Annotated in this window: 22 protein-coding genes; 6 read left to right on the top strand and 16 right to left on the bottom strand. The window is 58.4% G+C overall.

Translation table 11 applies throughout. The annotated features are described in order from the left end of the window. Positions 1-16: 16 nt before the first annotated feature. Genes RBB49_RS06050 through RBB49_RS06030 form a run of 5 tightly spaced genes read right to left on the bottom strand, consistent with a single transcriptional unit; the run spans position 17 to position 2574 of the window. Entirely contained in the window at positions 17-961 is a 945-nt protein-coding gene (locus tag RBB49_RS06050) for a pyridoxamine 5'-phosphate oxidase family protein (protein ID WP_306141802.1), read from the bottom strand. Between the two features lie 23 nt (positions 962-984). After that, positions 985-1383, bottom strand: coding sequence for a nuclear transport factor 2 family protein (locus RBB49_RS06045; RefSeq protein WP_306141801.1), 399 nt, complete (start codon positions 1381-1383; stop codon positions 985-987). Between the two features lie 39 nt (positions 1384-1422). Beyond that, positions 1423-1860, bottom strand: coding sequence for a hypothetical protein (locus tag RBB49_RS06040; RefSeq protein WP_306141800.1), 438 nt, complete (start codon positions 1858-1860; stop codon positions 1423-1425). Between the two features lie 10 nt (positions 1861-1870). Next, positions 1871-2266, bottom strand: a complete 396-nt coding sequence (locus RBB49_RS06035) for a nuclear transport factor 2 family protein (protein WP_306141799.1) — start codon at positions 2264-2266, stop codon at positions 1871-1873. After that, positions 2263-2574: a hypothetical protein gene (locus RBB49_RS06030; protein ID WP_306141798.1), complete on the bottom strand. Its 312-nt coding sequence runs from the start codon at positions 2572-2574 to the stop codon at positions 2263-2265. The genes RBB49_RS06035 and RBB49_RS06030 overlap by 4 nt, the downstream gene beginning before the upstream one ends. A 105-nt stretch (positions 2575-2679) precedes the next feature. Between RBB49_RS06030 and RBB49_RS06025 the strand changes: the two genes are divergently transcribed. Beyond that, positions 2680-3576 carry a LysR family transcriptional regulator gene (locus RBB49_RS06025; RefSeq protein WP_306141797.1) on the top strand — a complete coding sequence of 299 codons (897 nt, stop codon included), beginning with the start codon at positions 2680-2682 and terminating at the stop codon, positions 3574-3576. Between the two features lie 129 nt (positions 3577-3705). Here RBB49_RS06025 and RBB49_RS06020 read toward each other — a convergent pair whose 3' ends face one another. Next, positions 3706-5031 (bottom strand): adenylate/guanylate cyclase domain-containing protein, encoded by a 1326-nt coding sequence (locus RBB49_RS06020; protein WP_306141796.1) that lies wholly within the window; start codon positions 5029-5031, stop codon positions 3706-3708. Between the two features lie 391 nt (positions 5032-5422). Between RBB49_RS06020 and RBB49_RS06015 the strand changes: the two genes are divergently transcribed. After that, positions 5423-6610 (top strand): D-alanyl-D-alanine carboxypeptidase/D-alanyl-D-alanine-endopeptidase, encoded by a 1188-nt coding sequence (locus tag RBB49_RS06015; protein WP_306141795.1) that lies wholly within the window; start codon positions 5423-5425, stop codon positions 6608-6610. A 227-nt stretch (positions 6611-6837) separates the two neighbouring features. After that, complete coding sequence (locus RBB49_RS06010; RefSeq protein ID WP_306141794.1) at positions 6838-7755, top strand: DMT family transporter; 918 nt, start codon at positions 6838-6840, stop codon at positions 7753-7755. A 35-nt stretch (positions 7756-7790) separates the two neighbouring features. On the opposite strand, the gene RBB49_RS06005 is transcribed toward RBB49_RS06010, so the two are convergent. Continuing rightward, on the bottom strand, positions 7791-8603 hold the full coding sequence (locus tag RBB49_RS06005; protein ID WP_306141793.1) for a 2-keto-4-pentenoate hydratase: 813 nt from the start codon (positions 8601-8603) through the stop codon (positions 7791-7793). A gap of 110 nt (positions 8604-8713) precedes the next feature. Beyond that, positions 8714-9910, bottom strand: coding sequence for a hydantoinase/carbamoylase family amidase (locus RBB49_RS06000; protein WP_306141792.1), 1197 nt, complete (start codon positions 9908-9910; stop codon positions 8714-8716). A gap of 745 nt (positions 9911-10655) precedes the next feature. On the opposite strand from RBB49_RS06000, the gene RBB49_RS05995 reads away from it, so the two are divergent. After that, complete coding sequence (locus RBB49_RS05995; protein WP_306141791.1) at positions 10656-11984, top strand: serine hydrolase; 1329 nt, start codon at positions 10656-10658, stop codon at positions 11982-11984. Between the two features lie 79 nt (positions 11985-12063). Here the strand turns inward: RBB49_RS05995 and RBB49_RS05990 are convergent, their stop codons facing one another. The 8 genes from RBB49_RS05990 to RBB49_RS05955 all read right to left on the bottom strand — a co-directional run bounded on the left by RBB49_RS05990 (position 12064) and on the right by RBB49_RS05955 (position 21845). Continuing rightward, a complete protein-coding gene (locus RBB49_RS05990) occupies positions 12064-12765 on the bottom strand; it encodes a hypothetical protein (protein WP_306141790.1) in 702 nt (233 codons plus the stop codon). 470 nt (positions 12766-13235) lie between these two features. Next, the gene (locus RBB49_RS05985; protein WP_306141789.1) at positions 13236-14534 is read right to left on the bottom strand and encodes an FAD-binding oxidoreductase; all 1299 of its coding nucleotides are present in this window, start codon (positions 14532-14534) and stop codon (positions 13236-13238) included. Positions 14535-14543: 9 nt separating this feature from the next. Further along, entirely contained in the window at positions 14544-16166 is a 1623-nt protein-coding gene (locus tag RBB49_RS05980; RefSeq protein ID WP_306141788.1) for a GMC family oxidoreductase, read from the bottom strand. Positions 16167-16184: 18 nt separating this feature from the next. Continuing rightward, positions 16185-17045 carry an ABC transporter permease gene (locus RBB49_RS05975; RefSeq protein ID WP_306141787.1) on the bottom strand — a complete coding sequence of 287 codons (861 nt, stop codon included), beginning with the start codon at positions 17043-17045 and terminating at the stop codon, positions 16185-16187. 11 nt (positions 17046-17056) lie between these two features. Beyond that, positions 17057-17926, bottom strand: a complete 870-nt coding sequence (locus RBB49_RS05970; RefSeq protein WP_306141786.1) for an ABC transporter permease — start codon at positions 17924-17926, stop codon at positions 17057-17059. Continuing rightward, positions 17926-19047 carry an ABC transporter ATP-binding protein gene (locus RBB49_RS05965; protein WP_306141785.1) on the bottom strand — a complete coding sequence of 374 codons (1122 nt, stop codon included), beginning with the start codon at positions 19045-19047 and terminating at the stop codon, positions 17926-17928. The genes RBB49_RS05970 and RBB49_RS05965 overlap by 1 nt, the downstream gene beginning before the upstream one ends. A gap of 117 nt (positions 19048-19164) precedes the next feature. After that, on the bottom strand, positions 19165-20241 hold the full coding sequence (locus RBB49_RS05960; protein ID WP_306141784.1) for an extracellular solute-binding protein: 1077 nt from the start codon (positions 20239-20241) through the stop codon (positions 19165-19167). 104 nt (positions 20242-20345) lie between these two features. Continuing rightward, complete coding sequence (locus RBB49_RS05955) at positions 20346-21845, bottom strand: PLP-dependent aminotransferase family protein (RefSeq protein WP_306141783.1); 1500 nt, start codon at positions 21843-21845, stop codon at positions 20346-20348. Positions 21846-21975: 130 nt separating this feature from the next. Here RBB49_RS05955 and RBB49_RS05950 point away from each other — a divergent pair, with 130 nt between their 5' ends. After that, positions 21976-23082, top strand: coding sequence for a mandelate racemase/muconate lactonizing enzyme family protein (locus tag RBB49_RS05950; RefSeq protein WP_306141782.1), 1107 nt, complete (start codon positions 21976-21978; stop codon positions 23080-23082). 1 nt (position 23083) lies between these two features. Continuing rightward, entirely contained in the window at positions 23084-24577 is a 1494-nt protein-coding gene (locus RBB49_RS05945; protein WP_306141781.1) for an aldehyde dehydrogenase family protein, read from the top strand. Positions 24578-24812: the final 235 nt, after the last annotated feature.

Here is a 24812-nt window from a genome sequence, read left to right as displayed (position 1 = left end):
TTTTTTTGGGGGTCGATCAGCTCGACAAATCAGGGTTATGGGGAGAGGCTTCGCGCAGCTGCCAACGCAGCGAGAGTGCGCCGGGCGTGCGTTTCACGGCCTTTGGGAAAATACGCAGCAGGCGGAGTGCTGCGGTATGTTTGGCAACCTCGTCGGCGTCAGAGATGATCTCGGCCGTTCCGGTGATGTGCAGCAGATCGCCGGTCTCAAAGTCGATGAACAGCAGCTCGGTCAGCGGATTGACCAGAAGGTTGCCAAGCGTGTTGAAGAGATTGTTGCCGCGATAGTCAGGCACAGTAAGCCGTCCCGCGTCGTCAATCTCGATGAACCCGGGCTGGCCCCCGCGGTGGTTCATATCAGCGCCTTCATAAACGGCGTCTGCACCGCCGAAATAGGTGCTTGCGATAAAGAACGTGTCCGCACTCGCGATCAGCTTCAGATCGCTCTCTGAGGGCACTCGTCCATGTTGCGGCTCCGTCTTCGAAGCAGCGCGAAACGGCGCTGAAAGCTCACGAATGCTGATGTATTTCGGACAATTGCCGTAGCTCTGCGCCACACGGATGTCTACATAGGCATCCGTTGCGGCCGCAATTCGCCCGTGCATCCGATTACGGCGGCGATTGGACAGGTCAATCCCAAGAACGCCCATAGCGTCACCAATAGAGACGGACCCAAGCACATTGCTCGCATCGGATTGTTCAAGATCGACCCGCGGCGTCTTGTCATCCGGGGTCGAGAGGAAACCTTGATTACCGGTCACAATGAAGGCGCGCGGTTGGCCATCTCTATCGGCGATGCTGAGGAAGACATATTCAAGGCCAGCAAAGAACGCGCGGTTCTGGTCAATGAGATGGTGCCGCATGATGCGGTCACTCAGCATCTCATTGCGCTCAAACACGTCGATTTCATCTTGAAGGCGGACCTCGCCTTCATGGAAATGGTTGGAAGTCTTGCTGGCCATGACGAACGTCCTCTCGATGTGCCTCAGTCAGCGATGACCGGCGGGCCGTAGGGGCAGTCGATCAGGTAGCCCCAGCCACCATTTTCGAGTTTCTTGGCAACTTCCGTGGATTCACCTTCCGCCATCACGGACCCGTCAGGCGCAACAACGCTCCATTTTGCGCGCAGCATGGCGGTGTCGCCTGTGATGACTTCGCTGATTACTTGGCTGTTGATCTTGGGACGGATGTCCAGCATCTCCTTGAAGCCTTCGCGCACGCCTTCAATACCGGTTTTTGGGGGCTGGTCGGGCGGGAAGAACATCACGCATTCAGGGTGGAACATGGAGACGATGCCTTCGAGATCGCCTTCCTGAAGGTAGGCGCTCACGCAATCGGCAATGTCTCTAGGGCGCCTGGCGATATGTTGGGTCGTGACAGTCATGTATTATCTCTCTTGTTGATGAGTGAGTGTGGCAGGGGCTTAGAAATCGAAGGAACCGGCGGTACGGACCTCTTCCGGCAGCCAGGTCTCATGGATGTGCAGCCACTTGAGGGGCGACCCCATATCGATCACGGCGCTGGTGACGCGGGCATTGTTCGAGGGATGCGAGGTTGTGGCCCCGATCTGCCATTCGGTGTAGTTCGCCAAAACAACAGTGCCGATCTGGCGGCGAATGGTGACGTCACGAATTTGGATTTTGAAATCCTTGTTCGTGCCGTAGCGTCGTTCGAACATGGCCTTAAGTCCGGAGCCGCCTGCGACATGCCCTTCCGGGGGAATGAAAACCACGTCAGGATCGAACCGGGACAACAGCCTTGGCTCTAATTGATCACGGTCGATTGTTCCGTTGAACCAGGCCACGAAGAACTCGTGAATATCAACGATCTCGTGGCGGACTTCTTCCAGAAGGGTGCTCATGTCGGAATCCTCAAGCTGCGTCGCGGTGGTCGTTGTTGTCGACGTCGAGGATCAGCTTCCAGGAGCCGTCTTCATGGCGGCGATAGCAAAGGGTCAGACGACCTTCGCCGCCGCCCTGCTGACCGGATTCCTTGCTGGTGAAGGCCACAGTGAAACGGCCAATCATCATGGCCATGTCGCCATAAACGCGGATGTGTTCGATGTCGTAGGTGGACTTGAAGGTGTTGGCGTCGATGCGCGGGCCGTATTTGTCGCGCACAGCCTGAATGCCAACGGTCGTTTGCTGGCGCTCGTTGCAGATCACGACCTCAGGGTCGCAGGTTGCAATCATGCGCTCCAGATCGCCGCTGTCGAGGCCCTGAAGCCATTCATTCACGGCGTGTTTTACATCATCGATATCGCTCATTTTGTCTCTCCTTGAGAAGTTGGTTCGGTGAACCATTGGCCGACGATCACATCTTCGATTTCAGCCAGATACGCCTGCGTTGCTGGCCGCTTTGAGAATTGCGCTGTCACCTGCTTGGCACTCTCAACGTCGGGGTAGGTGTAGACTTCAGTGAAAAGGGTCGGCCGCTCTTCGTCTGTGGTCACGAAGGTCTTCCAGGAGGTGATTCCGTCGAGGGACAGATAATCGTCTCTGGCGCGTTCGCGGATGGGAGCAACGCGATCCGCGTCTTTCATTTTGAGAACGAATATCTCGGTAATCTCTGGCATCGGCCGACCCTTTTCGCTGAAGTTTTCTGTTGATCTTGAAAATAGGGAGTTACTATTGTAAGATTAATACCGAACAATCTTACAATCCGTTAGGAATATCTAACAATGCAGCGCAACCAACTCAGCGACATGACGGTGTTTGTCGAAGTCGCCCGCGCCAACGGCTTTCGGGCTGCGGCGGAAAACCTGAAACTCAAAGCAGGGTCTGTAAGTGAGGCGGTGCAACGCTTTGAAGAGCGTCTGGGTGTTCGGCTATTCGAACGGTCAACACGATCTGTGGCGCTGACACCGATTGGCGAACGTCTTTATGAGCGCAGTCTGCCAGCGATCAACGATCTGGAAGCTGCTGTTATGGATCTTGATGAACAGAAAGATTCCGTGAATGGAACGCTGCGCTTGACCGCTCCTTACCCTGCTGGCCCCTCTTTCCTTGACGCTTTGGTTGCCGAATTCGCGTGTCGGTATCCGGATGTGAAGGTTGATCTCATCTACGATGACCAAAAGGTTGATCTCGTTGAAGCACAGATTGATGCAGCGATCCGTTCGCACACATTGTTGGAACCGGACAGTCATGCAGTACCGGTTGGGCCTAATCTCCACATGGCAATTGTCGCCTCAGAAACCTATCTGAATTCAAAAGGCATCCCAAGTAAGCCCGAGGACATAGTTGGCCACGACGGCATCTGCTTTGCCATAGGATCAGCCGACCGCCTCGCTCCTTGGGAGTTCGAAGGGCCGGACGGGCGCTACAGCGTCACACCGCGACCGCGAATGATGGTTAATGACCTGCGGTCGATGCTGACCTATGCCGAAGCAGGCCTGGGACTAGCGTATCTCTATGCGGATGTAGCGGCTCCATTGATTGAAGAAGGTCGGCTTTTTGAAGTGATGAAAGGCCAAGTGCCCCCGCTCCCACGATACTCGCTCAACTATCGCAGCAAGAAACACATGACCCGCCGTCTGCGCGCATTTATCGATCTAGCGAAAGAAATCAGCAGATAAGAGCCGCCATTGGTGTGTCGCGCAGCATCCGGAACTCTGGGCTCGGAGCGGACCTTCGCTGCACAAGGAACCAGCGACCGCTTTGGGCCACCAAACGGACATATGGTCCAAACCTGCGCGCGACGTCATCTACGCCAAGCTGTAGATGTCCACAGGCTCGCTGACGCCCCTCACATCAACCTGGCCGACTTTTGAGAGCCCGCTCTCATTTGCCCCTTCAGCCGTTGTCCCGGAAACCAGGATCGATGTTCCCCGCTCCTTGTTCAGCGCTTCAAGGCGCGAGGCGAGATTGACCGGTTCACCATAGACGGTGTAGGCAACCCGGCCCCCACCACCGACATTTCCGGCAATCACGGGTCCGGTGCTGACACCCACCCGGATTTCCAACCTTTCGCCTGCAAACGTGGTCGATTGCACCAGCTTTAACAGATCGGTCGCAGCATCGATTGCGCGTCGCCTGTGCTCCGGATCTTCTGCGGGCACGTTGAACGTGGCAAGCATGGCATCGCCGATAAACTGGGTCACGACCCCGTTATGCGTGCCGATTACCTCGGAGGCGGCTTCGAAGTAGGCGTTGAACGTATCAACAATCGCCTGGGCTCCCTTGGTCTCGGTCAGCGCCGTGAAACCCACCACATCCGCTATGAGAACTGTCGCTTCGCGTTCCACCGGGGCGAGTGCCCCTTCATGCCGGATCATGGAATCGGCAACCGCTTTGGGGACAAAGCGACCGAACAACTGCGAAATCGCGGCAACGCCCCGTTCGGCCTCCAGTTGACGAAGAACAACGCCGCGCGCCCGTCGCATGACGATGGCAATCAGCGTTGCCACGACGAAGAAGATCGTAGCCTCCTGCATCCGCGTGCCCGAGGCCGCGAAATCCACGTCCAGAAAGACGGCGAGAAACTCTTCCGGCGTCGGGTTCAAGGGGATATCACCCCATTCCAAAATCCGCTCCATACCCGAGCGAATGTAGAGAAATGCCGCCATCCATCCGGCCGCGCCCGCCACACCCGACCAGAAAACAAGGCCCGGTGAGAAACTGAAAGCGGCAACCGCCAGGATGAGAAAATAGAAGGGGAACACCTGAAACCGGAAGATCATCACCTGCGGAACCTGACTTATCGGCTCGGCGGGCAGGAAGGCCACTGCCGCACTCAGCAAGAAAATGTCGATGGTGATGAAGACGTATTTCACCCAGGGCCGGTCAATGGACGATCCGATGATGCGGAAATGAAGCAGCCCGAGCGCTACGAACAGCGAACCGCCCAGGATGAAGTCCGGCGCCCGCTCAGCACCACGGGTAAGTGCCATAAAGGCCGCAACGAACACGACCGTAATGATCCTGCCCTTGATGGCCAACTTCAATCCTGCCTGCTCGGCAGCGTAGAACATCTGGTCGGATTCTGTCTTTTTGGCGTCGCTGCTCATGACCCGAAGCATGACCGTCATCATCCAAATTTCAAATCACAAAGTGACTGGGAAAACCGGCTTGCATTGCATCTTGCCGTGTTGGTTTCCCGCCCAGGTTTCAAGTTCAGCGCACCGCGCACAAGGTCTTCCATGGGCTCTGACCAGATGTTAGCGCACCAAAAACATGCGATGGCTTTGTGCACTCAAATCGGAAATTCGCCGCGTTGACGCTTGAGCCCGAACGCCGACATTCAATGCGAACACAACGAAATCACCAGATGGACGGGAAGAGGACCTTCACCGCAATCGTCCCATACCGCTCAGATTTGACATGTTTCATATGGAGTATTCACAAGCAGTCGAAGTTCCGGTTGAATTGCGAGTCCGTATCCTTTTCTACCGGCCGCCGGAACAGCGGCTGACTGGAGCCTTCATGCGCCTGCTTTCCTTCGCCCTTGCCGTTGTTCTTTTTTGTGCGCCCGCGTTGGCCGGCATCAAGGAAAAGGTCGCCGGCATTGCACCGTCGGGTGTCGTGCTGGTGCTGGATGGCGAGGGCAATGAGCTGGTGGCGCAAAACGCTGGGAAGTCCTTTGTCCCTGCGTCCGTCGCCAAGATCGTCACCGCATGGCTGGCGATGGAGGTTCTGGGGAGTGACCACCGGTTCCAGACCCGGTTTTACCTGGACAGCGACAGGGTGCTTTATGTGCGCGGCGGCGGTGATCCCTTCCTTGTCTCCGAGGAGCTTGCGCTGCTCGCGCCTAAGCTTGTCGCAGCAACCGGCAAGGAGCCGTTCGCGGGCATGGTTCTTGACGCAAGTTACTATCCTCAAGAGCTGCGCATCCCCGGCATTGAGGACACCGGCAGGGCGTATGACGCCCTCAATTCGGCGCTTGCGGTTAACTTCAACACGATCCATGCCGTCAAAAAGGGAAAATCCGTCCGCTCCGCAGAAAAGCAAACGCCGATCACGCCCCTGGCGGTGAGCCAGTTCCTCAAACGCGGCCCAAAGGGACGCGGCCGCATCAGCCTTGCCCAGGAAGACCCTTCCGTCGGCGTGCGCTACGCCGGCGAGCTTCTTGCCGTCTTTATCGGAAAGGCCGGTGGCAGCGTTGAAGGCGAGATATCGACCGGATCCATCCCCAAGGGACTTGAGCCCGTCCACGTACACCGGCAATCCCGCACCCTGCCGGAGATCTTGACCCAGATGCTGCTGGGGTCGAACAACTATGTCGCCAACCAGATCTTCCTGGAAGTTGGCGCGCACCGTCTCGGCGGACCGGTCAGCCTTGCAAAGTCGCAAAAAGTCGCGGAGGCGATCCTTGCCGAACATGGCATCACCGAAGGCATCGACCTCAAGGAGGGCTCGGGCATCAGCACCAAGAACCGCTTCTCCACCCAGGGCCTTGCCAGAGTGCTGGCCGAGTTTGCGCCGCACGCCGAGTTGCTCCCCAGGACCAAGGCCGGATCGCGCTACAAGACAGGCACGATCCCCGGTGTGAAAGCCCTGGCGGGATATGTGAACACCAGCAAAGACGGCCTGGTGCCCTTCGTGATTTCGCTTGGCGGCAAGACGGGAAAGACCCGGTTCCGCCTGCTCAGGGCCCTTGAGCTCGGTCTTTAGGGTCTGGCGCCTTACTTCATGCACATCATCCTGAAAACAAAATCATGTCGTGCCCGGTGCGTTGATGGTATCCGGGTTCATGCTGTCGGCCCGGGCCTGTTGAAGAGGCACCGCCAGGCACACCCGAGCAACGCGGTCACCCCAAGGCCGATCGGTGCGGTCCCGGAAACCGGCGTCCTGTTCAGACCGGCAGAGTTCGGTCAGGTGCAGGACGAGAGTAGGCGACCGTGAACCCTTTCCATCCTGGAAGCTTTGCGGGGCTCGGCGCCTCCTGGAAGAGCCAGTCGCCGGTCATTCGGGGAGTGGTGATGATGTGTGCCTCGACCGTCGCCTTTGCGGTCATGCACTTTTCTGTCCGGGTTGCGTCCAGCGAGCTCCATCCCTTTCAGATCGCCTTCTTTCGCAACCTGTTCGGACTCGCCTTTCTTGTGCCCTTGCTGATCGGGCCGGGATTTGTGCAGATGCGGACAAGCCGGTTCGGCCTTCATGCGCTGCGCGGGGTCGTGAACATAGCGGCGATGTTCCTTTTCTTCACGGCATTGGCCATAACGCCGCTCGCAAAGGTCACCGCGCTCGGTTTCACGGCCCCGATCTTTACCTCGGTCCTGAGCGTCCTGATCTTCAAGGAAAAGATCCGGCTGAGAAGATGGACCGCGATCGGCCTCGGCTTCGTCGGCATGCTGATCATCCTGCGGCCGGGCCTCGCCGTCGTGGAGACCGGCGCCCTGCTGGTCATCGCCGCAGCGCTTCTGTGGTCGCTTGCACTGATCATCGTCAAGGGCCTGTCGCGCACGGAGAGCAGCGTTGCCATCGTCGCCTGGATGGGGATCTTCCTGTCGGTGTTTTCGATCGGCCCGGCCCTCTGGGTCTGGAAGGACCCGACCCTTTGGGCCTGGGGCTGGCTGCTGTTCATCGGTTTTGCCGGATCGGTTGCCCAGGTCAGTCTGAGCCAGGCCCTGAAGGAAACGGAGCCAACCGCCGTCATGCCCTTCGACTTCCTGAAGCTGATCTGGGCGGCGTTGCTGGCGTTCTGGTTCCTGGGAGAAATCCCCGACGAGATGACCTTTATCGGAGCAGCGGTGATTTTCGGCTCGGGCCTTTATGTTGCGCAGCGGGAACGGGCTGCCGCCAGGGCCGGCAAATAGCCGGGCGGCCCGCCGGGTGAACCACTTTCCGTCACCTAGATAAAGTTGATCGCTGCCCCCGGCAGATCGATGCCGTCGAGCCGGGTGGTCCAGCGACCACCAGGCATGATCGGCACGGCATCGGTCAGGGTTCCGGTGGTAACGATCTCTCCCGCGCTCAGCTGCGGCGCATCGCCGTCGGCTGCCAGAGTGTCGAGGAGATGCCCGAGCGCCGTGAGCGGACCGTCGAGCACGTCCGCGCCGCAGCCGTCAAGCCGCTTGCCGCGCGGCCCCTCAAGCACCACACGAAAGCGCGGCAACTGTTCGACAACGGATTGCGTCAGGGGCTGTCTCGGGCCGAGATAGAGCGCGCCGTGCAAGCCGAATGCGGCGGCGCAGTCAGCGTCGGAAAAGCGCCAGCCGGGGAAAGGTGAAAATACGACCTCAAACCCGTGTGACACCCAGTCGATGCATCCGGCAAGCTCGGTCTCGCTCATCCCCGCCCGGGGTGCGGATTTCAGGCTGAATACAATCTCGGGCTCAAGCCGCGGCTCGGGCAATTTCGGCAGTCTGTGCGATCCTTCGCCGATATCATGCAGGGTCGTATCCCAGACCGGCCCCCACATCGGGCCCGTGACGTCGTAGAGCGGCCAGATTGAACGGTTCGTGAACCCGATCTTGCGGCCCACCCTCCGCTCGCCCCGGGCCTCACGCAGTGCGGTGACCCTGTGGGCGATGGAATACGCCGTTTCGGCGTCAAAAGCCGGATTGCGATCGGCAAGTGACGCAACCTGGCGGCCCTTGTCATAGGCCTCAAGCAGTTCGGCGGCACAGGCCTCGATCATGGTATCTTCCATCGTAGCCGACATCCAGGTAACTCCTTCCAGCGCCCGTGCGAGACAGTCGCCGCTCTGACCGTCCTGCACAACTCCGACGCGGCCAGGCAATTGCCGCTTGGGGCTCTGGTCAGACAATCGTTTCAGTTTAGCCGGCTGACGGCGTCCGCCATCACACGCAGGCCGGTTATCAGGTCGTCCTCACGCGTGTCTTCGGCAAAATCGTGGCTGATCCCGTCTATCGAGGGAACAAACAACATCGCTGACGGCATCAACCGGGCCATGTTTGACGCGTCGTGCAAGGCACCCGACGGCATCTCGCGCCATTCACCCGGGGCCTGCGTCTCAGCTGCGGCGCTCAAGGCCGCGCGCAAGCGGGCGTCCATTGGAACCGGCTGCAGCGCCTTGATCGGCACGATTTCAGCCTGCATTTCATGGTCACCGGCGATTTCGGCAACAAGATCGCGAACAAGAGTTTCCATCCGGGCCAGCCGATCGTCATCAACATCGCGCCATTGCACGTCGAACACCACTTCACCGGGCACAATGGAGGGGGCATTGGGCCGCAGCTGTACCCGGCCAATCGTCCAGACTGTGCGGGGTGTGACAATGTTTCGAAGGCGGTCGTTTAGCGCGGCGTTGAATGCCGACAGCGCCTGGAACGCATCTTTTCGCTGGTGCATCAGCGTTGTGCCAGCGTGATTTTGCTGACCTGTCAGGGTGACTTGGAGTTGGCGCGATCCGACAATATCTGTGACAACGCCAATTGCCTCGCCCGCGTCGTGCAGCGTGCTGCCCTGTTCAATATGTAACTCAATGAAACCCAGGAACCGGTTCTGTGGCACGAATTCCCCCGCAAGATCCGCCATTGAAGACCTGGCATCGCGGAAAGAGACGCCGGTCATGTCGGTGAATGCGTCGGCCTCGGCAAGTGTTGTCATGCCTGAATAAATGCTGGATCCGGTCAGCGAGCCAAACCGCCCTTCTTCATCCTGAAAGTTCACGACTGACACCGGTGGACCACCTGCCTCTTTCGCAGCACGTGCGATCTCCAGTGCGACGATGACACCCAGGGCGCCATCCAGCCAGCCTCCCTCGGGTTGGGTATCGGAGTGAGACCCCAAGAGCATGGATGGAGCATCGGTCAGGCCAAAGACGTTGCCCGCAGGATCCACATGCGGGGACAGACCCGCCGCCTCCAACTGTTTGATCAGCCACTTTCTGGCAGCCACGTCCGGTTCGGAAAATGCCGGACGCACCACTCCCTTGCCCACTCCACTCGCACCGAAGGAACGGAGCGTGAGAAGATCTCTCAAAAACCTCTCTGGCAGAACGTTCATCTTGACCTTTCCAAACTGACATCACCCAGAATTCGCCGCCATTCCACAATTGGAATGTTCTCTTGTGATGCTGCAGCCGATTTGCTCACCTTTCAAGCCGAGTATCCAAAAGCGCGTCAAACAGCCAGAGCGCCAAACGGACCAAGGCACCCACGGTTTCGCAATCCCTGCCGCGCTCTTCTTGGAACCGTCCCGGTTGCGTTTGGCTGGCGCAGGTGGTTCGTCTCGGGGGAAATTCCGGATCGTGGGACGAAACGGTCGGCCAACGCCCTTATGCCAGTGCCCGCTTTGTTTGTCTGACAGACCCAAGCCCGCTCACCCCCTCACGGACGCATACTTGATGGACCTGTCTTGGTTATAAGCGGCAAGTCCGGTTAGCGGCCGCAAGTCGGACGTCTGACGGTATTTGGTCTGATCCGGAGAGCTGACCATCGCTGCGCGAGGCTTCAATGACCAATTCGGGCGATGAGCGGACGTTCGCCTCATCAAGCGCCAAAATCCGCAATGCGGACAAAGCCTCCTTAGATTCGTCGGTTTCTGATGACCGGCCTCCGCCCGAGACGGACCTTCATTACGAGCTTTACATCCTCCGAGATGCGTACGAAGCGGGCATTGCTCGAGGCGACTAACGCACAGTATCTGCAATCCGTCGCTTGCAACTACTAAGCTGTCCTACCCGAGACTAGTTCGCTGTCGTCTGACAGTGCCGGCCCAAGCACGAGGGGCTAGACACCAGAGCTGAAGCATGGCTGGATTGCTTAGAAATCTTATAGCTGGGCGGAGATCCCTGAAAATGAAAAGAAATGCAAACAACCTGTTAGTGACTTCCGCTATTGCTATCGCTCTTTTGGCCTTCGGTGCGGTATTTACTGCTTCTACACAACTAGCAAGCGCTGAGGCTGGTTATTTCTGGGATGAAACCGTTGAGTCTGTAGATAGAAGCCCTTGGATATTTGAAGGCACAAATGTTTTTGGCGAATTGGCACGAGTTCCACCGTCAGATTGGGTGCGTACTTTGGAAAAAGCCCCATACCCAACTGAGCTTGAGAATTTTGTTTTTTTGGCTAGCAACAATGAAGAACAGAATATCAGCAATTGGTTGCATCAAACGCATACCGATAGTTTTTTGATTTATCACGACGGCAAATTGGTTGCTGAACAGTATTTCAATGGAATGAGAGCCGACACGTCTCACCGCATTCACTCGATCACTAAGACAGTGTTGGGTATGGCAGCTGGACTAGCAGTTGAGGCAGGAAAATTAGATCCTAAAAAGTTGATCATCGAATACCTGCCTGAGTTAGAAGGTCCAGCATTCAAAAATACAACGGTTAGACATCTACTTGATATGACTGCTGCTGTTGATTGGAAAGATGCCTCTAGCGGTTACTTAGACGATGCTGGTGATCTGTTCTGTGCCTTTGGTCAGGACCTCTCAGAAAAAGTCGAAATTTGTGATACTGAGTCTGGCGTTAAAGAGTACATGATCTCCCTTAGTGATCGCGAGACTTTGGTAGAAGACGGTGAGGTATATAGTTACCGTTCAGTTCTATCTGCACTACTTGGTATGGTTATCGAGTCGGCAACTGGCGAGAGCTATTTGGATGTGCTGGCCGAATTGTGGCAGGACATCGGTGCTCAGGACCCTGCATACAGCGAACTAGGGCCCAAAAGGATTGTGCAAACCAGTGGTGGGTTGTTCACCAGCTCTCGTGACCTATTGCGATTTGGCGTAATGATGCTGGACAACGGTAAAGTTAACGACACTCAAGTTATTCCTCCAGATTGGATAGCTGACACGATTCAAGCAAATGACGATGTGATCGCAGCTTATGAGAAAAGTGCATACGCAGAGGTGTTTGAAGGCTTCCACTACCGGAATCAAGTCTGGGTGAAAGATAGAGAAAACGGTGCGTTCTACGGTATTGGTGTCTATGGGCAGCTATTATATGCGAACCAGAAAGCCAATGTGGTTATAGTGAAGCTTTCAAGCCAGCCAGATGTTCAGAACACGCCTATGTACCTAGACTCTATGGTTGCGATGAAAGGAATTGCAGAGACTTTGAGCAAATGAAATTCAAAGCGCCTTAGTCTCTAAGGCACAGCCAAATGGCACGGCTTAACCTAATGATGGGCCCAATAGTGTCCTCGGATCAGTACCGGGTTACAACGACTGCGAACGCAGCGAATACCACACCAATCAAAAGGGCCTTTGTATTCATTGACGAGCGGTTGGGCAGTTTAACCCGAAGAGACAGGGCTATAATCACGCCTCCTGTCAACCCAGTCGCGATTGAATAGATCATGCTACTTTTGTCTGCATTAAGACCGATCAATATGCCGACTGCAAGCGACGCGACAAAGTAAACGCGTAGCCACCCGGACATGTGCCCGGGGTGGGTTTTATAGAGATAAATATTCACGCCGAATAAGTGCAGCGAATAGGCCAAAGTTCCAATGACGTACAGCTCGGGCGATGTTGCTGTCGCTTGCATGACTGTAACGGCAAGCAAGCAGTTATAGGTTCCGAGGGCCGCTGTGTCCAAGCCGAGCGACAATCTGTTGTCGGCCCCCATGTCGCGGTTGGCTTCCAGCAAGTAGTAAATGAGAAAACCTAGGAGGGAATAACCGAACAGCGAGTTTTCCCATTTCCCGCTTGCGGCCAGACCGTCGGACAATTCACCGATCTTTGGCAGCAAGAAAAGGAATGCATAGCCAAGTCCGATCCCAGAAGAAAAATCAGAAAGCCAGCCTGCTAGGGCGGGGAATCTCCGGTAAAATGACACGCAGAAGACGTGAACAGTACCGATGACTGCAATCGATGTTATCGCGAGGTATGTCGACGCGTCGAACACGGCTAAGATCCAATGATCACATTACAATTTGTATGAGACACCCCTTGGGAGCAAAAGCACAACCCAAAAAGTGAAGAAGGTGTGGTAGTGGCTTTCTCAGAGAACGCTGCGACCAAATCGTTAGATTGCCCATTGTATTGAACAATCAATGGCAGCTTTGTCTGCACTTCGGGCATTGATCAACGGTGCAGAGAATTGAACTTAGGGCTCGTTACAGTCATTCGCTGCAAGCGGCACTAAGGTCCGCTCAGGGCCGGCAATGCCCGCAAAACGATTAGACACAGATGTCTGTTTTTCTTATCTAACCGCCAGAACCCGACAGTCCCTCACGGCCCCAATCCGGTCCTTCCCGGCATCGCAACACCATTCGCGCCTGATCATCTCCGATACGCTGGACCATTTGTTTCGTCGCCGTTGGACCTGTCTCTTGCCTGATTCCACTGGCCATTGTGGCCCGCAGCACCCAGGCGTCAGATGCCAAGGCGGTCCCTGAAGCGGTAGACCAGAACCGAGGGGGCCAGGAACCAGGGGTTTCCGGTATAGAGCGGGCGCGTCGGGTAGGTGATGCGCTCGAATGCCGAGGGTGCCGTTTCAAGACCGGCGGCCTTCCGGCCCATGCGCATTCCGAGATAGCTGGCCATGCCGACGCCCGATCCGCAATATCCGGCCGCGAAGTAAAGGCCATTGTCTTCTCCGCAATGGGCAAGCGTGTCGAAGGTGTATCCGACAAACCCCATCCAGGTGTGGCTGAGACGGATCGTTGCAAGGTCAGGAAAAAGTGCAGCCATGTCCCGGTGCAGCTTTGCTGCGCTCTTCAGCGGGTCGGTCTCGCTCAAGGAAACCCGTCCACCGAAGAGCACGCGTTTCCGGTCCGGGGACAGTCGGTAGTAGTAGACGAGCTTGCGCGTGTCGGAGAGCACCCGGTCTGTCGGAAACAGCCGGTCGATCAGGTCCGTCGGGATTTCCTCCGTCGCGATGACATAGGACCCGATCGGGATCACCCTGCGCTGATGCCAGGGGGACAGCGGACCTGAATACCCGTTTGTCGCCAGGATAACCTTGCCAGCCTTGCAGGTGCCTGCGGTCGTCGTGACCTTGAAACCACTGCCGTCCCTTTCCAGCGACAATGCGCGGCATCCGCCTTTGACCGCAGCGCCTGCGGCGACCACCTTGCGCAGAAGCGAGGGCAGGTACTTCGAAACGTCGATGCTGCAATGGCGGGGAAGAACCATGCCGCCATGGTAGGCATCGGTTCCAAGCTCGGACGCCAGTTCGCTCTTCGGCACCATGAAGGCATCGGTCTTCCATACGGGATGGCCGGCTTCGCAGTCGCGCGCAAGCGCCTCATAGAGGTGAGGCTTGTGCGCGCCGTGAAAGCGCCCGACCTCCCGCAATCCGAGATCAAGATCGGCATTGGCCGACAGTTCATGCATGTAGTCGAGCGATGCCTGTCCTTCCCGGCAGAGGTCCGTTGCAAGGTCGGGCCCGTACTTTTTCGACAGTGCGGAGAAGGACGGTTTGAGGCTCGTGGAAAGCTGGCCGCCATTGCGCATGGAACAGCCCCAGCCGGGCTGTTCGGCATCGAGAACGAGGGTGCCAACGCCCTCGCTCGCGGTTTGAAGCGCGGCATTGAGACCGGTGTAGCCGGCACCGACCACGAGAACGTCCACCTCGCCGGGCAACTGGATCCCGGGAAGGTCGACACGCGGGGCGATATCCTGCCAGTACGGTGTCGTCTTGTGGCCTTCGGTGAAGAGGTCTGATTGCATCTTTCCCCGCTATGCCGCCCGCGTGTCTTCCAGGATCATGTCCGACCCCTTTTCGCCGACCATGATCGTGGGTGCATTGGTGTTGCCGGAGGTGACCGTCGGAAAAATCGAGGCATCGACAATGCGCAAGCCCTCAATGCCGTAGACCTTCAGCCTGTGGTCAACCACGTTTTCGGTCTCGTCCGGACCCATGCGGCAGGTGCTGACCGGGTGGAAAACCGTGGAACAGCGATTGCGCACATCCTCAAGGATCTCCTCATCGGTCTGAACTGCGGGACCCGGACTGATTTCCTCCTCGATGATTTCCTGCAAGGCGGGGCTTTCCGAAATTCGCCGCATGAGCCTGCACCCCTCGATCATTTCGGTGAGATCATGTTTGGTGCTGAGGGAATTCGGGTGAATTTCCGGCGTGTCGAAAGGATCGCCGGAGCGCAGCGTGATGTGGCCGCGGCTTGTCGGCCGGGTCGGCTGCATGCCCAGCAGAAAGCCGGGAAACGGGTCCGGGTTCATGAGCGGACGCTTGCCTTTCGGGGCCTTGGTGTAGCTGACCGGGGAGAAGTAAAGCTGCATGTTCGGGCGCAGCGTGTCCGGGTTGCTTTTCACAAACCCGCCCGCCTGATTGACGCTGAGCGACAGCGGGCCGCGCCGTGTCAGAACGTAACGCATGCCCTGGAGCAGCTTGCCCCACCAGGGATAGAGCTGCTGGTTGAGGGTCGGGAGTTTGGAGCGGTAGAGATAGTCGTGCCCGAGGTGGTCCTGAAGGTTCCTGCCGACCGCGGGCCGGTGAAGGCGCGTGTCGATGCCCTTTGCCTGCAACTCGGCGCCGTCGCCGATTCCGGACAGCATCAGGATTTGCGGAGAATTGACCGCGCCTGCGCTGAGGATGACCTCGCGCCGTGCCTTTACGGTCAACTCGGTGCCATTGCGGCTGTAAACCGCGCCTGCGACCCGCCCGTCCTCGACGATCAGACGCGTGGTGTGGGCCCCGGTGATCACTTCCACATTCGCGCGCTTGCGGGCGGGGGCAAGGAATGCACGCGCTGTCGACATCCGGAACCCGTCCTTCGCCGTAATCTGGTAAAGCCCGACGCCTTCCTGATCGGCCCCGTTGAAATCGGCATTGCGATTGAAGCCTGCTTCAACGGCGGCGTCGAGAAAGTTCGCGCAAAGGGGATGGACATCCCGGTTCATGCTGGACACATGAAGCGGCCCGTTGCCGCCACGAAAATCGCAGGCGCCCGCGTCATTGGTTTCGGAACGCCGGAAGACGGGGAGCACATCCTCCCAGCCCCATCCGGGGTTGCCCATTGCCTTCCAGTCGTCGAAGTCGGCATGCTGGCCGCGGATATAGACCATCGCATTGATGGAGCTTGACCCGCCCAGAACCTTTCCGCGCGGCCAGTAGCCGGGGCGATTGTTGAGACCCGGATCGGGTTCCGTGTGGTACATCCAGTTGATGTGCCGGTTATAGAACGCCTTGCCGTAGCCGATCGGCATCCAGATCCAGAAATTCAGGTCGGACCCGCCCGCCTCAAGGACACAGACGGAGTATTTCCCGTCTGCCGAGAGCCGGTCGGCAACGACCGATCCGGCGGAACCGGCGCCGACAATGACAAAGTCGAATTCGCTCATCTACCTGCCCAAAATACCCTAACCGGACGACTTGTCGCGCTGAACCACGATCGACAAGAGCGCCAGCAATCCGGATCCGACCATCAGGAAGAAGGAGACCGCATTCAGCACGGGTGTGGACCCGACCTTTGCCATGCGGTCATACATGGTGATGGTGAGCGGCGCCTCCGAGCCGACGAGGAACAGCGTGGTGTTGAAGTTCTCGAAGGAGACCAGGAAGGCGACGATCCCGGCGGCGATCATTGCAGGACGCAGAAACGGCAGCGTGATCGTGCGCAGAACGCGGGCGCGGGATGCACCGAGATTGAAGGCCGCTTCTTCCATCGTGTCGTCGAATTTCTTCAGCCTAGCGGTGATGACCAGAGAGGTGATCGTGGCAATGAAGGAGAATTGCCCGAGCACGACAAGCAGAAGGCCCGGGCGCAGGAATTCAAGCTCCAGGTCGAAGCGGTCTTCGAAAAGATTGGCGGTGTCGCTTGCCAGGACCAGGATGGAGATGCCCAGGATCACGCCCGGGATCACCAGCGGCACGACCATCAGGATGTAGAAGAAATTCTTGCCCGGAAACTCGCCCCTGACAAACAGGAATGCATTTGTGGTGCCGACGAAAACGGACAGCGCGGCAACGAAGATCGCAATGACGAAGGAGTAATAGAGGCCCTGCAGCAGACGCCGGTCGTGGAACATGCCCAGTTTCGGTTCCGTGTCGCCGAAGAACCAGTCGAGCGTGAAGCCCTGCCAGGGCAGGGCAGGGAACAGGCTGTCGTTAAAGGCGAACGCGCCCGCAGAGATCAGCGGGGCCGCCAGGAAAATGAAAAAGGCGATGACGTAGAGCCGGTAACCGATGAGGAAGGGCGTGGTCTTGTTCTGCGCAAGCATGATCGTCCTCCTTAGCTCTTGGCCACGGTGTTGGCCAGCGTCTGTCCGCTCAGTTTCAGACCGAGCCAGATGACGAGTGACGTAAACAACAGGAGCAGCATGCCGAATGCGGCGCCGCCCTCCCAGTTGAAGCGGGTGATGAACTGGTTGTAGATCTGCTCGGTGAACCAGCTCGAGTTCTTGCCGCCGAGCAGGATCGGGGTCAGGTAGGACCCGGCCGTCAGCATGAAGGTCACGATGCAGCCGGCGACGATGCCCGGCATGGCGTAGGGAATGATGATCCGGCGCAGCACCGTGAAGCCGTTGCCGCCGAGGTTGTAGCCCGCCTCGATCATCGAGTTGTCCATACCGTCCAGCGTGGAGACCAACGGCACGATCATGAACAGGATCACGGTGTAGGTCAGGCCGATGATGACGGCAACGTCATTATAGAGAAACTCGACCGGGGCACCGACAAGGCCGGTCCAGAGCAGGAAATTCGAGATGACGCCCGTTTCGCGCAGGAGCAGGATCCAGCCGAAGGCACGGATCAGGTCGCTGACCCAGAGCGGAATGAGGCACAGGAGAAACAGGCCGCCGCGGGAGCGCGGACCGGCGATCTTGGCGATGTAGTAGGCGATCGGAAATCCGATCAGCAGCGCCAGTGCCGTCACCAGCAACGACATCGACCCGGTGCGCAGAAGCGTGTTCCAGTAAATCGGTTCGTTGATGAATTCCAGGTAGTTGGCGAAACTGTACTGATAGACGCGCGGGGCCACCTTCTCCTTGAGCGACAGGATCACCATGCCGATATGCGGCAGCATGATCAAAAGGATGATCCAGAGCGCAAAGGGCGCAAACAGCAAGATGAGCGACAGGCGCTTGATGTCCTTGTTCTGCATCACGCGGTCCCCTGTTCGGCGAAGCACATGGCCTGCTTCGCGGACCAGACGAGATGCACGTCCTCTCCCGGTTTCAGGTCGTTGTCGCCGGTCAGGGTCACGTCCGCCTCGACCAGCTCACCGCTTCCGGTGCGCACAAGAATGCGGCTGTTCGCACCGTTGAAAAGCAGGCTGTCGACGATGCCATCCATCCTGTTGTCGCCTGTCTCGGCCAGCTGATCGGCATCGCCAGCCCGAACCGTCCTGATGAATTCGGGGCGCACGAAGATATTGACTTTCGAACCTTCCTGAATGGCGGCTTCGCCGGCGGAGGAAAAGCTCATCGGCAGGCCCTGTTCGGTTTCCACCTTGCCACCCGTTGCGTCACTTGCCTTGACCACGCCAGACCAGCGGTTGCTGTCGCCGACAAAGCCCGCAACGAACGCGGTCTTCGGATGGTGATAAAGCTCCTGCGGCGTGCCGATCTGCTCGAATTCGCCCTGGTTCATGATGGCGACATTGTCCGACATCACCAGGGCTTCGGACTGGTCGTGCGTGATGTAAACGAACGTGGTGTTGAACTGGTGCTGCAGCAGTTTCAGTTCGATCTTCATGGCCTCGCGCAGCTTCAGGTCGAGCGCGCCGAGCGGTTCGTCGAGCAGGAGAACATCCGGGTCCAGAACCATGCAGCGGGCAATGGCAATGCGCTGTTTCTGTCCGCCGGACAGCTGATGTATTTCCCGCTCGCCGACATCGGGCAGCGCGATGCGTTCAAGGACATCCTGCACCTTGCGCTTGATATCGGCAGCGCCGACCCCGTTGCATCTGAGGCCGTAGGCGATGTTCTCGTAGACATTCATCATGGGGAACAGGGCAAGGTGCTGAAACACCATCTTGACGTTGCGCCGGTTGGGCGGGGTTCCCAGAACCGACTTGCCCTTGATCCTGATATCGCCGCCGCTGGGCTCCTCGAAGCCGGCAATCATGCGCATGAGGGTGGTCTTGCCGCAACCGGACGGACCCAGAATGGAAAAGAACGATCCGCTCGGAATGTCGAACGAGACCTCCTTGACCGCGCTGAAGGAGCCGAAATTCTTGGAGACGCCGAGGGCTTCGAGATCGTAGGGGGAAGTGTCTGTCATCAGGGCACGCCAGCTGCAAAGTCAGAAAGTAGGGGGATACCGGTTTTGCGCGATATCCCCCTTTTTGTGGAGCCTAGCTCTTTTCATTGAAGGGCAGACGGGACTGCCCCGCGATCATCAGCCGCCTGTCGCCGCCTTGATCTTTTCAAGCGTCTTGCCTTCCATGTCTTCCACTCCCGGAGGAATGTTGGCGAAGAATTTCAGGTTGTCGATGTCTTCCTTGGTGAAGGCCGCGTTGACCGCTGCCTTCTTGTCTTCCGGCAACAGGTCCTGACCACCCTGGACAGCTGCGATGGCACCGGTGCTGGCAGACATCAGCGTGACGTTTTCCGGGCGAAGCACGAAGTTGATCCACTTGTAGGCAGCATCGTCCGCCTTGGCCTTGCGCGGCAGCGCGAAGGTGTCGATCCAGGCAAGCGCGCCTTCCGCCGGCGGCACGAAAACGATGTTTTCATTCTGGTCGAACAGTTTGTAGGCCGTTGAATCCCAGGTTTCGGAACCGACGATTTCACCCGAGAGCATCATGGCGGAGAGGTCGTCGCCGCCCTTCCAGTAGGCCTTGATGTTGTCCTTGCACTCGATCAGCTTGTCCGCAACCTTGTCGAGGATGCCCTGATATTTCTCAAGGTCGGAATAGGCTGCGAACGGGTCTTCACCCATGGAGAACGCGGTGCCGAGCAGGATCGTGCGCTTCAGGCGCATGGAGGTCTTGCCCTTGTATTCCGGATTGCAGAGGTCAGCCCAGCTTTTCAGCCCGGGAGCCTTGGTCTTGTCGGCCATGAGGCCCGAGGTGCCCCACTGGTGCGGAACGGCATAGACTTCGCCCTCGATCGTGGTGTTGGCCTTCACGCCATCCAGGAGCTTTGCCTCCATCACGGACGTGTCGATCTTGGAAAGGTCGAGCGGTTTGTAGATGTCGTATTCCAGCTGGGCTGCATAGATGCGGTCATGGCTGGGCTGTGCGAGGTCGAAACCGGCACCACCGGTGGCGCGCAGCTTTGCGATCATTTCCTCGTTGTTGGAAAAGGTCACCTCGACGTCGATATCCGGATATTCCGCCTCGAACTTCTCAATCAGTTCATCCGGCGCATAGGAGCCCCAGGTCAACAGGCGAAGCGTCTCGGCCTGTGCCGATCCGGCACCGGCGAGCATGGTTGCCGCCAAAAGGCCAGCTAGAGTTGATTTGAAATGCATGACTTCCTCCATGACTGCGCACAGCAAAAAAAGCGAAAACAAAGGTTAGAAGTGGATTGGCCTGTTAAATATAGCCATTGCGGATAATTTAGCAGTCCAATTCATCAGGCAGACAGTCTTTCACAATGGCCGGTCGTGACAATTTTCTCAAGTATGTCGATGCCTTTTCGGATTTCGTCAGGGTTGGTGCTGCCAAAGCCGAGCACGAGACCGCGTTGTGAGATCGGGGCAAGCGCGTAGCGGGACAGGGGCACCGTGGTGATGCCTTCTTCGGCAGCTTTCGCCACAATCAGGTTCTCGTCAAGGGACGGGTGCACGAGTCCAACGGCGTGAAAGCCGCTTCTTGTCGGCTGAAGATCGATCTTGCCCGCCAGTCTTCGGGCTTCCTCCATCAGTGCGTCGTGACGCTCCCGGTAGAGCTGGCGCATGGTGCGGATATGGGTGGCGAACATACCCTCGTCCATGAAGTCGGCAACGATCGCCTGGGTGACGGTAGGCACACCGGCGAGCCAGGTCTGGCAGACGCGCTCAAAGCTCTCCACCAGGGGTTCGGGGACAAGGACGAAGCCAAGCCTGAGAGCGGGAAACAGGGATTTGGAAAAGGTGCCGACATAGATGACCCGCCCGTGCGTATCGATGCTCTTGAGCGTCGGCGGCGGCTGATCGCCGTAGTAGAATTCACCGTCATAGTCGTCTTCCACGATCATCGCGTCGGCATCGTTGGCCGCCTTCAAAAGCGCAAGCCGCCGGGACAGGCTCATGACATGCCCGAGCGGTTGCTGGTGCGACGGGGTGACGAAGGCGAGGCGGAAGTGCGGGGCTTTCGACAAGCCGTCTTCGATGCACAGACCATCCTCGTCGACCGTAACCGGTACAGGGGACGCGCCGATCGCGACAAAGGCATTGCGCGCACCGATCGCGCCGGGGTTTTCAAACCAGATCGGTTCGCCCGGATTGACCAGCATGCCGCCGACGAGTGAAAAGGCGCGCTGGGCGCCGTTGGTGATGAAGATCTGCTCCGGCGCGCACTTGATGCCGCGCGAGGCATTGAGCTGGCGCGCAATCGCATTCCTGAGACCCGGATATCCGGATGGTTCGCCGTAGCCTGTGACGTGGTCGCGCTCCTTGCGCCAGTGGCGCGCCGACAGTTTTGCCCATTGCGCCATGGGAAAGGCGTCCAGCGCCGGTAGGGCCGTCACAAAGGCTTCGGACCTGTGCGGCAGACGCGCACGGGGGGCAAAATCCGGGATTGCGTGCCGGGACGCATGCGACAGGCGCGGGACGACCGGAACGATGTTATCTGCCGCCGCGGTCGGTTTCGGGGCCAGCCGGGCATTCAAAGCTTCGCTGACAAACGTTCCGGACCCAACCCGCGCTTCCAGGAGGCCCTCGGAGATCAGCCGGTCGATCGCGTCGATCACCGTGGTGCGCGAGACCCCTATTTCCTGTGCCAGGGTTCGGGTCGCGGGCAATCTTTCACCCGGTGTCAGCGCGCCCGCCAGAAGCAGATCGCGCAGGGACATGTAGAGCTGGATCGAGATTTTCTTTTCCGCGGACTTGTCGATCTTGATGGATGACAGCACCGCACCGGCGTGCCGTTTCATGCTTCCCTCCCAATTGGTATGAGACTTTCAGCAAAACGGACCTTAAATCAAGTCCAATTATGCGTAGGTTAGCTCGGAGAGACCCAAGTTTTTCCCGCGGAGACCTCTGCCGCAAGAGCCTGATGCAACTATGAAAATCCAATCGATAGAAACATTTACAGACGAATTCGTCTGCTTTGTCCGGGTAACGGCGGACAGCGGAGCCGCCGGGTGGGGGCAGGTTGCGCCGTACTATGCCGATATCACCGCCGAAGTGGTGCATCGCCAGGTTGCTCCTTATGCACTGGGGGAAGATGCGTTCGACATTGCGCGCCTGATGGACATCATTCCGGACAGGGAGCACAAGTTCCCGGGCTCCTATCTGCGCCGGGCCATGGGCGGGCTCGACACCGCACTGTTCGATCTCAGAGGCAAGCTGGAAGGCAAACCGGTCTGTGAGCTTCTCGGCGGAACACCGGGCAGGGTCCGTGCCTACGGCTCGTCGATGAAGCGGGACATCACGGCGCAGGATGAGGCCGACCGTCTGAAAAAGCAGCAGGACGATTTCGGCTTCACAGCCTTCAAGTTCCGGATCGGTGCGGAATGCGGGCGCGATCAGGACGAATGGCCGGGCCGGACGGAAGAGATCGTTCCGACAATGCGCCGGGCCTTTTCCGACGAGACCGCGCTTCTTGTCGATGCCAATTCCTGCTATTCGCCGCAAAAGGCCATCGAGATCGGCCATTTCCTTCAGGACAATGGCATTTCGCATTACGAGGAGCCGTGTCCCTACTGGCATTACGACCAGACCAAGCAGGTGAGCGAGGCGCTTGAGATCGATGTGACGGGCGGGGAGCAGGATTGCTCTCTGGTCGACTGGCAGCGCATGATCGACCAGCGGGTTGTCGACATCATCCAGCCGGATGTCTGTTATCTCGGCGGTATGCTGCGCACCATGCAGGTGGCCGAGATGGCCGATCAGGCGGGCATACCGTGTACGCCGCACGCAGCCAACCTGTCGCTGGTGACCCTGTTCACCATGCATCTGCTCAGGGCAATTCCGAATGCCGGCAAGTATCTCGAGTTCTCGATCGAGCAGGAAGACTATTATCCCTGGCAGACCGACCTTTACTTTTCCTCGCCCTACACGATCACGGATGGCCACGCGACGGTGACGGATGCACCGGGATGGGGTGTGGAGATCAATCCGGAGTGGCTTGCGAAATCCACCTACAAGATCAGTTCCCGGGAGAGCTGACATGTCAAAAGCAAACGACTTGATCGCGGAGTACAGGAGCACCGGGACGCTTGGCTTGCTGCCTGCCGGGCACTTTATCGACGGGGCGTTCTCGCAGCCGGCGCATAACCGGACCATGGAGAGTTTCGATCCGGGCTCCGCCACGCCATTCGCGCGCTTCACGGCCGGAACGAAAGAGGATATCGACCAGGCCGTTGCCTCGTCGCGCCGGGCATTCGACACGGTCTGGCGCGACACAGCCCCTGTTGAACGCTCGCGCATCCTGCAGCGGGCATCCGCGCTAATCCTTGAGAACCTGGATCTGCTTGCCGTGGTGGAAACGCTGGACAGTGGCAAGGCGTTGCAAGAAGCAATGGGCGACGTTCGCGGGGCGGCGCGCGCCTTCGAATATTACGCCGGGGCCTGCGACAAGCTGCAAGGCGACAGTTTTCCGCTCGGTCCGGATTATGTCGGCTACACGATCCATGAACCGGTCGGCGTGACGGCCCATATCATTCCCTGGAACTTCCCGATCTCAACGGCCGCACGCGGGTTTGCACCTGCGCTGGCGGCCGGGTGCACCATCGTGGCAAAGCCTGCGGAACAAACGCCTTTTACCGCGTTGCTGCTGGCAGATCTCCTGTTCAAGGCCGGTTTGCCGGAAGGTGTCTGCAACGTCGTGACCGGTACGGGCGCAGAAACCGGCGCGCCGCTGACCGCGCATCCCGATGTCGATCACATCACCTTCACCGGCTCGGTTCAGACAGGCCGAACCGTGATGAAGGCGGCGGCGGAAGACATCACCCGCGTCGTCCTGGAACTCGGCGGCAAGTCTCCCGTTGTCGTCCTGGCGGATTGCGACCGGGAGCAGGCGGTTTCCGGTGTGCTCGGTGCGATCTATGAAAACGCGGGGCAGATCTGTTCTGCGGGTTCGCGGCTGGTGATCGAGAAGAGCATTCATGACGACTTCGTTGCAGAGCTTGTGGCGCGGACCAAGGCCCTGAAGCTTGGGCACGGTCTCGGCAATCCGGATGTCGGACCGGTGAATTCGTCCGAGCACCTTGGCAAGATCAACGGTTTTCTGGACCGGGCCAGGGCCGACGGGTCAGATATTGTTACCGGGGGCTCCGTTACCGAAGACCCGGCAACGGGTTGCGGCTGGTTCTTCGAGCCGACCATTGTCGATGCCGTTTCGGCAGATAATGAACTCGCCCGCGAGGAAATCTTCGGGCCGGTCCTGACAGTCCAGATTGCAGACGATGCGGACCACGCTCTGGCGCTTGCCAATGACTGCCAGTACGGCCTTGTCGCTGGGATCTATACTTCGGACTTCGCGAAGGCGCACCGGCTTGCCCGCGGGATCGATGCCGGTCAGATCTACATAAACGAGTATTTTGCCGGCGGGATCGAAGTCCCGTTCGGTGGAAACAAGAAGTCGGGCTTTGGCCGTGAGAAGGGTCTGGAAGGCCTGGTCAGCTACTGCAAGACAAAGAGCATCGCGGCAAGGATCGGCTGATCCCACATCAGCTATTCCTGCTTGCCTTGGCCGGCTTCAGGTTCCCCGGAAGCCGGCCCTTTTTCGTTCGCATGTCGCAGACTGTGATTCGAATGTGTGCGCCCTCTTTCCATCGTCTTTCCGGATCGGCGTTCGGCTCTGCCTCACTTGTCCGGAATGACGGACAGGGAGACCGCACGTCCTCATCCTGAGGAAGCGCGAAGCGCTGTCTCGAAGGATGGGTCGCTATCTTCCA

The organism is Roseibium sp. MMSF_3412 (genome assembly GCF_030733265.1).
Taxonomy (GTDB): Bacteria; Pseudomonadota; Alphaproteobacteria; order Rhizobiales; family Stappiaceae; genus Roseibium.
Note: the sequence above shows the minus strand (reverse complement) of the source record. Positions and strands in the feature narration are given on the sequence as shown.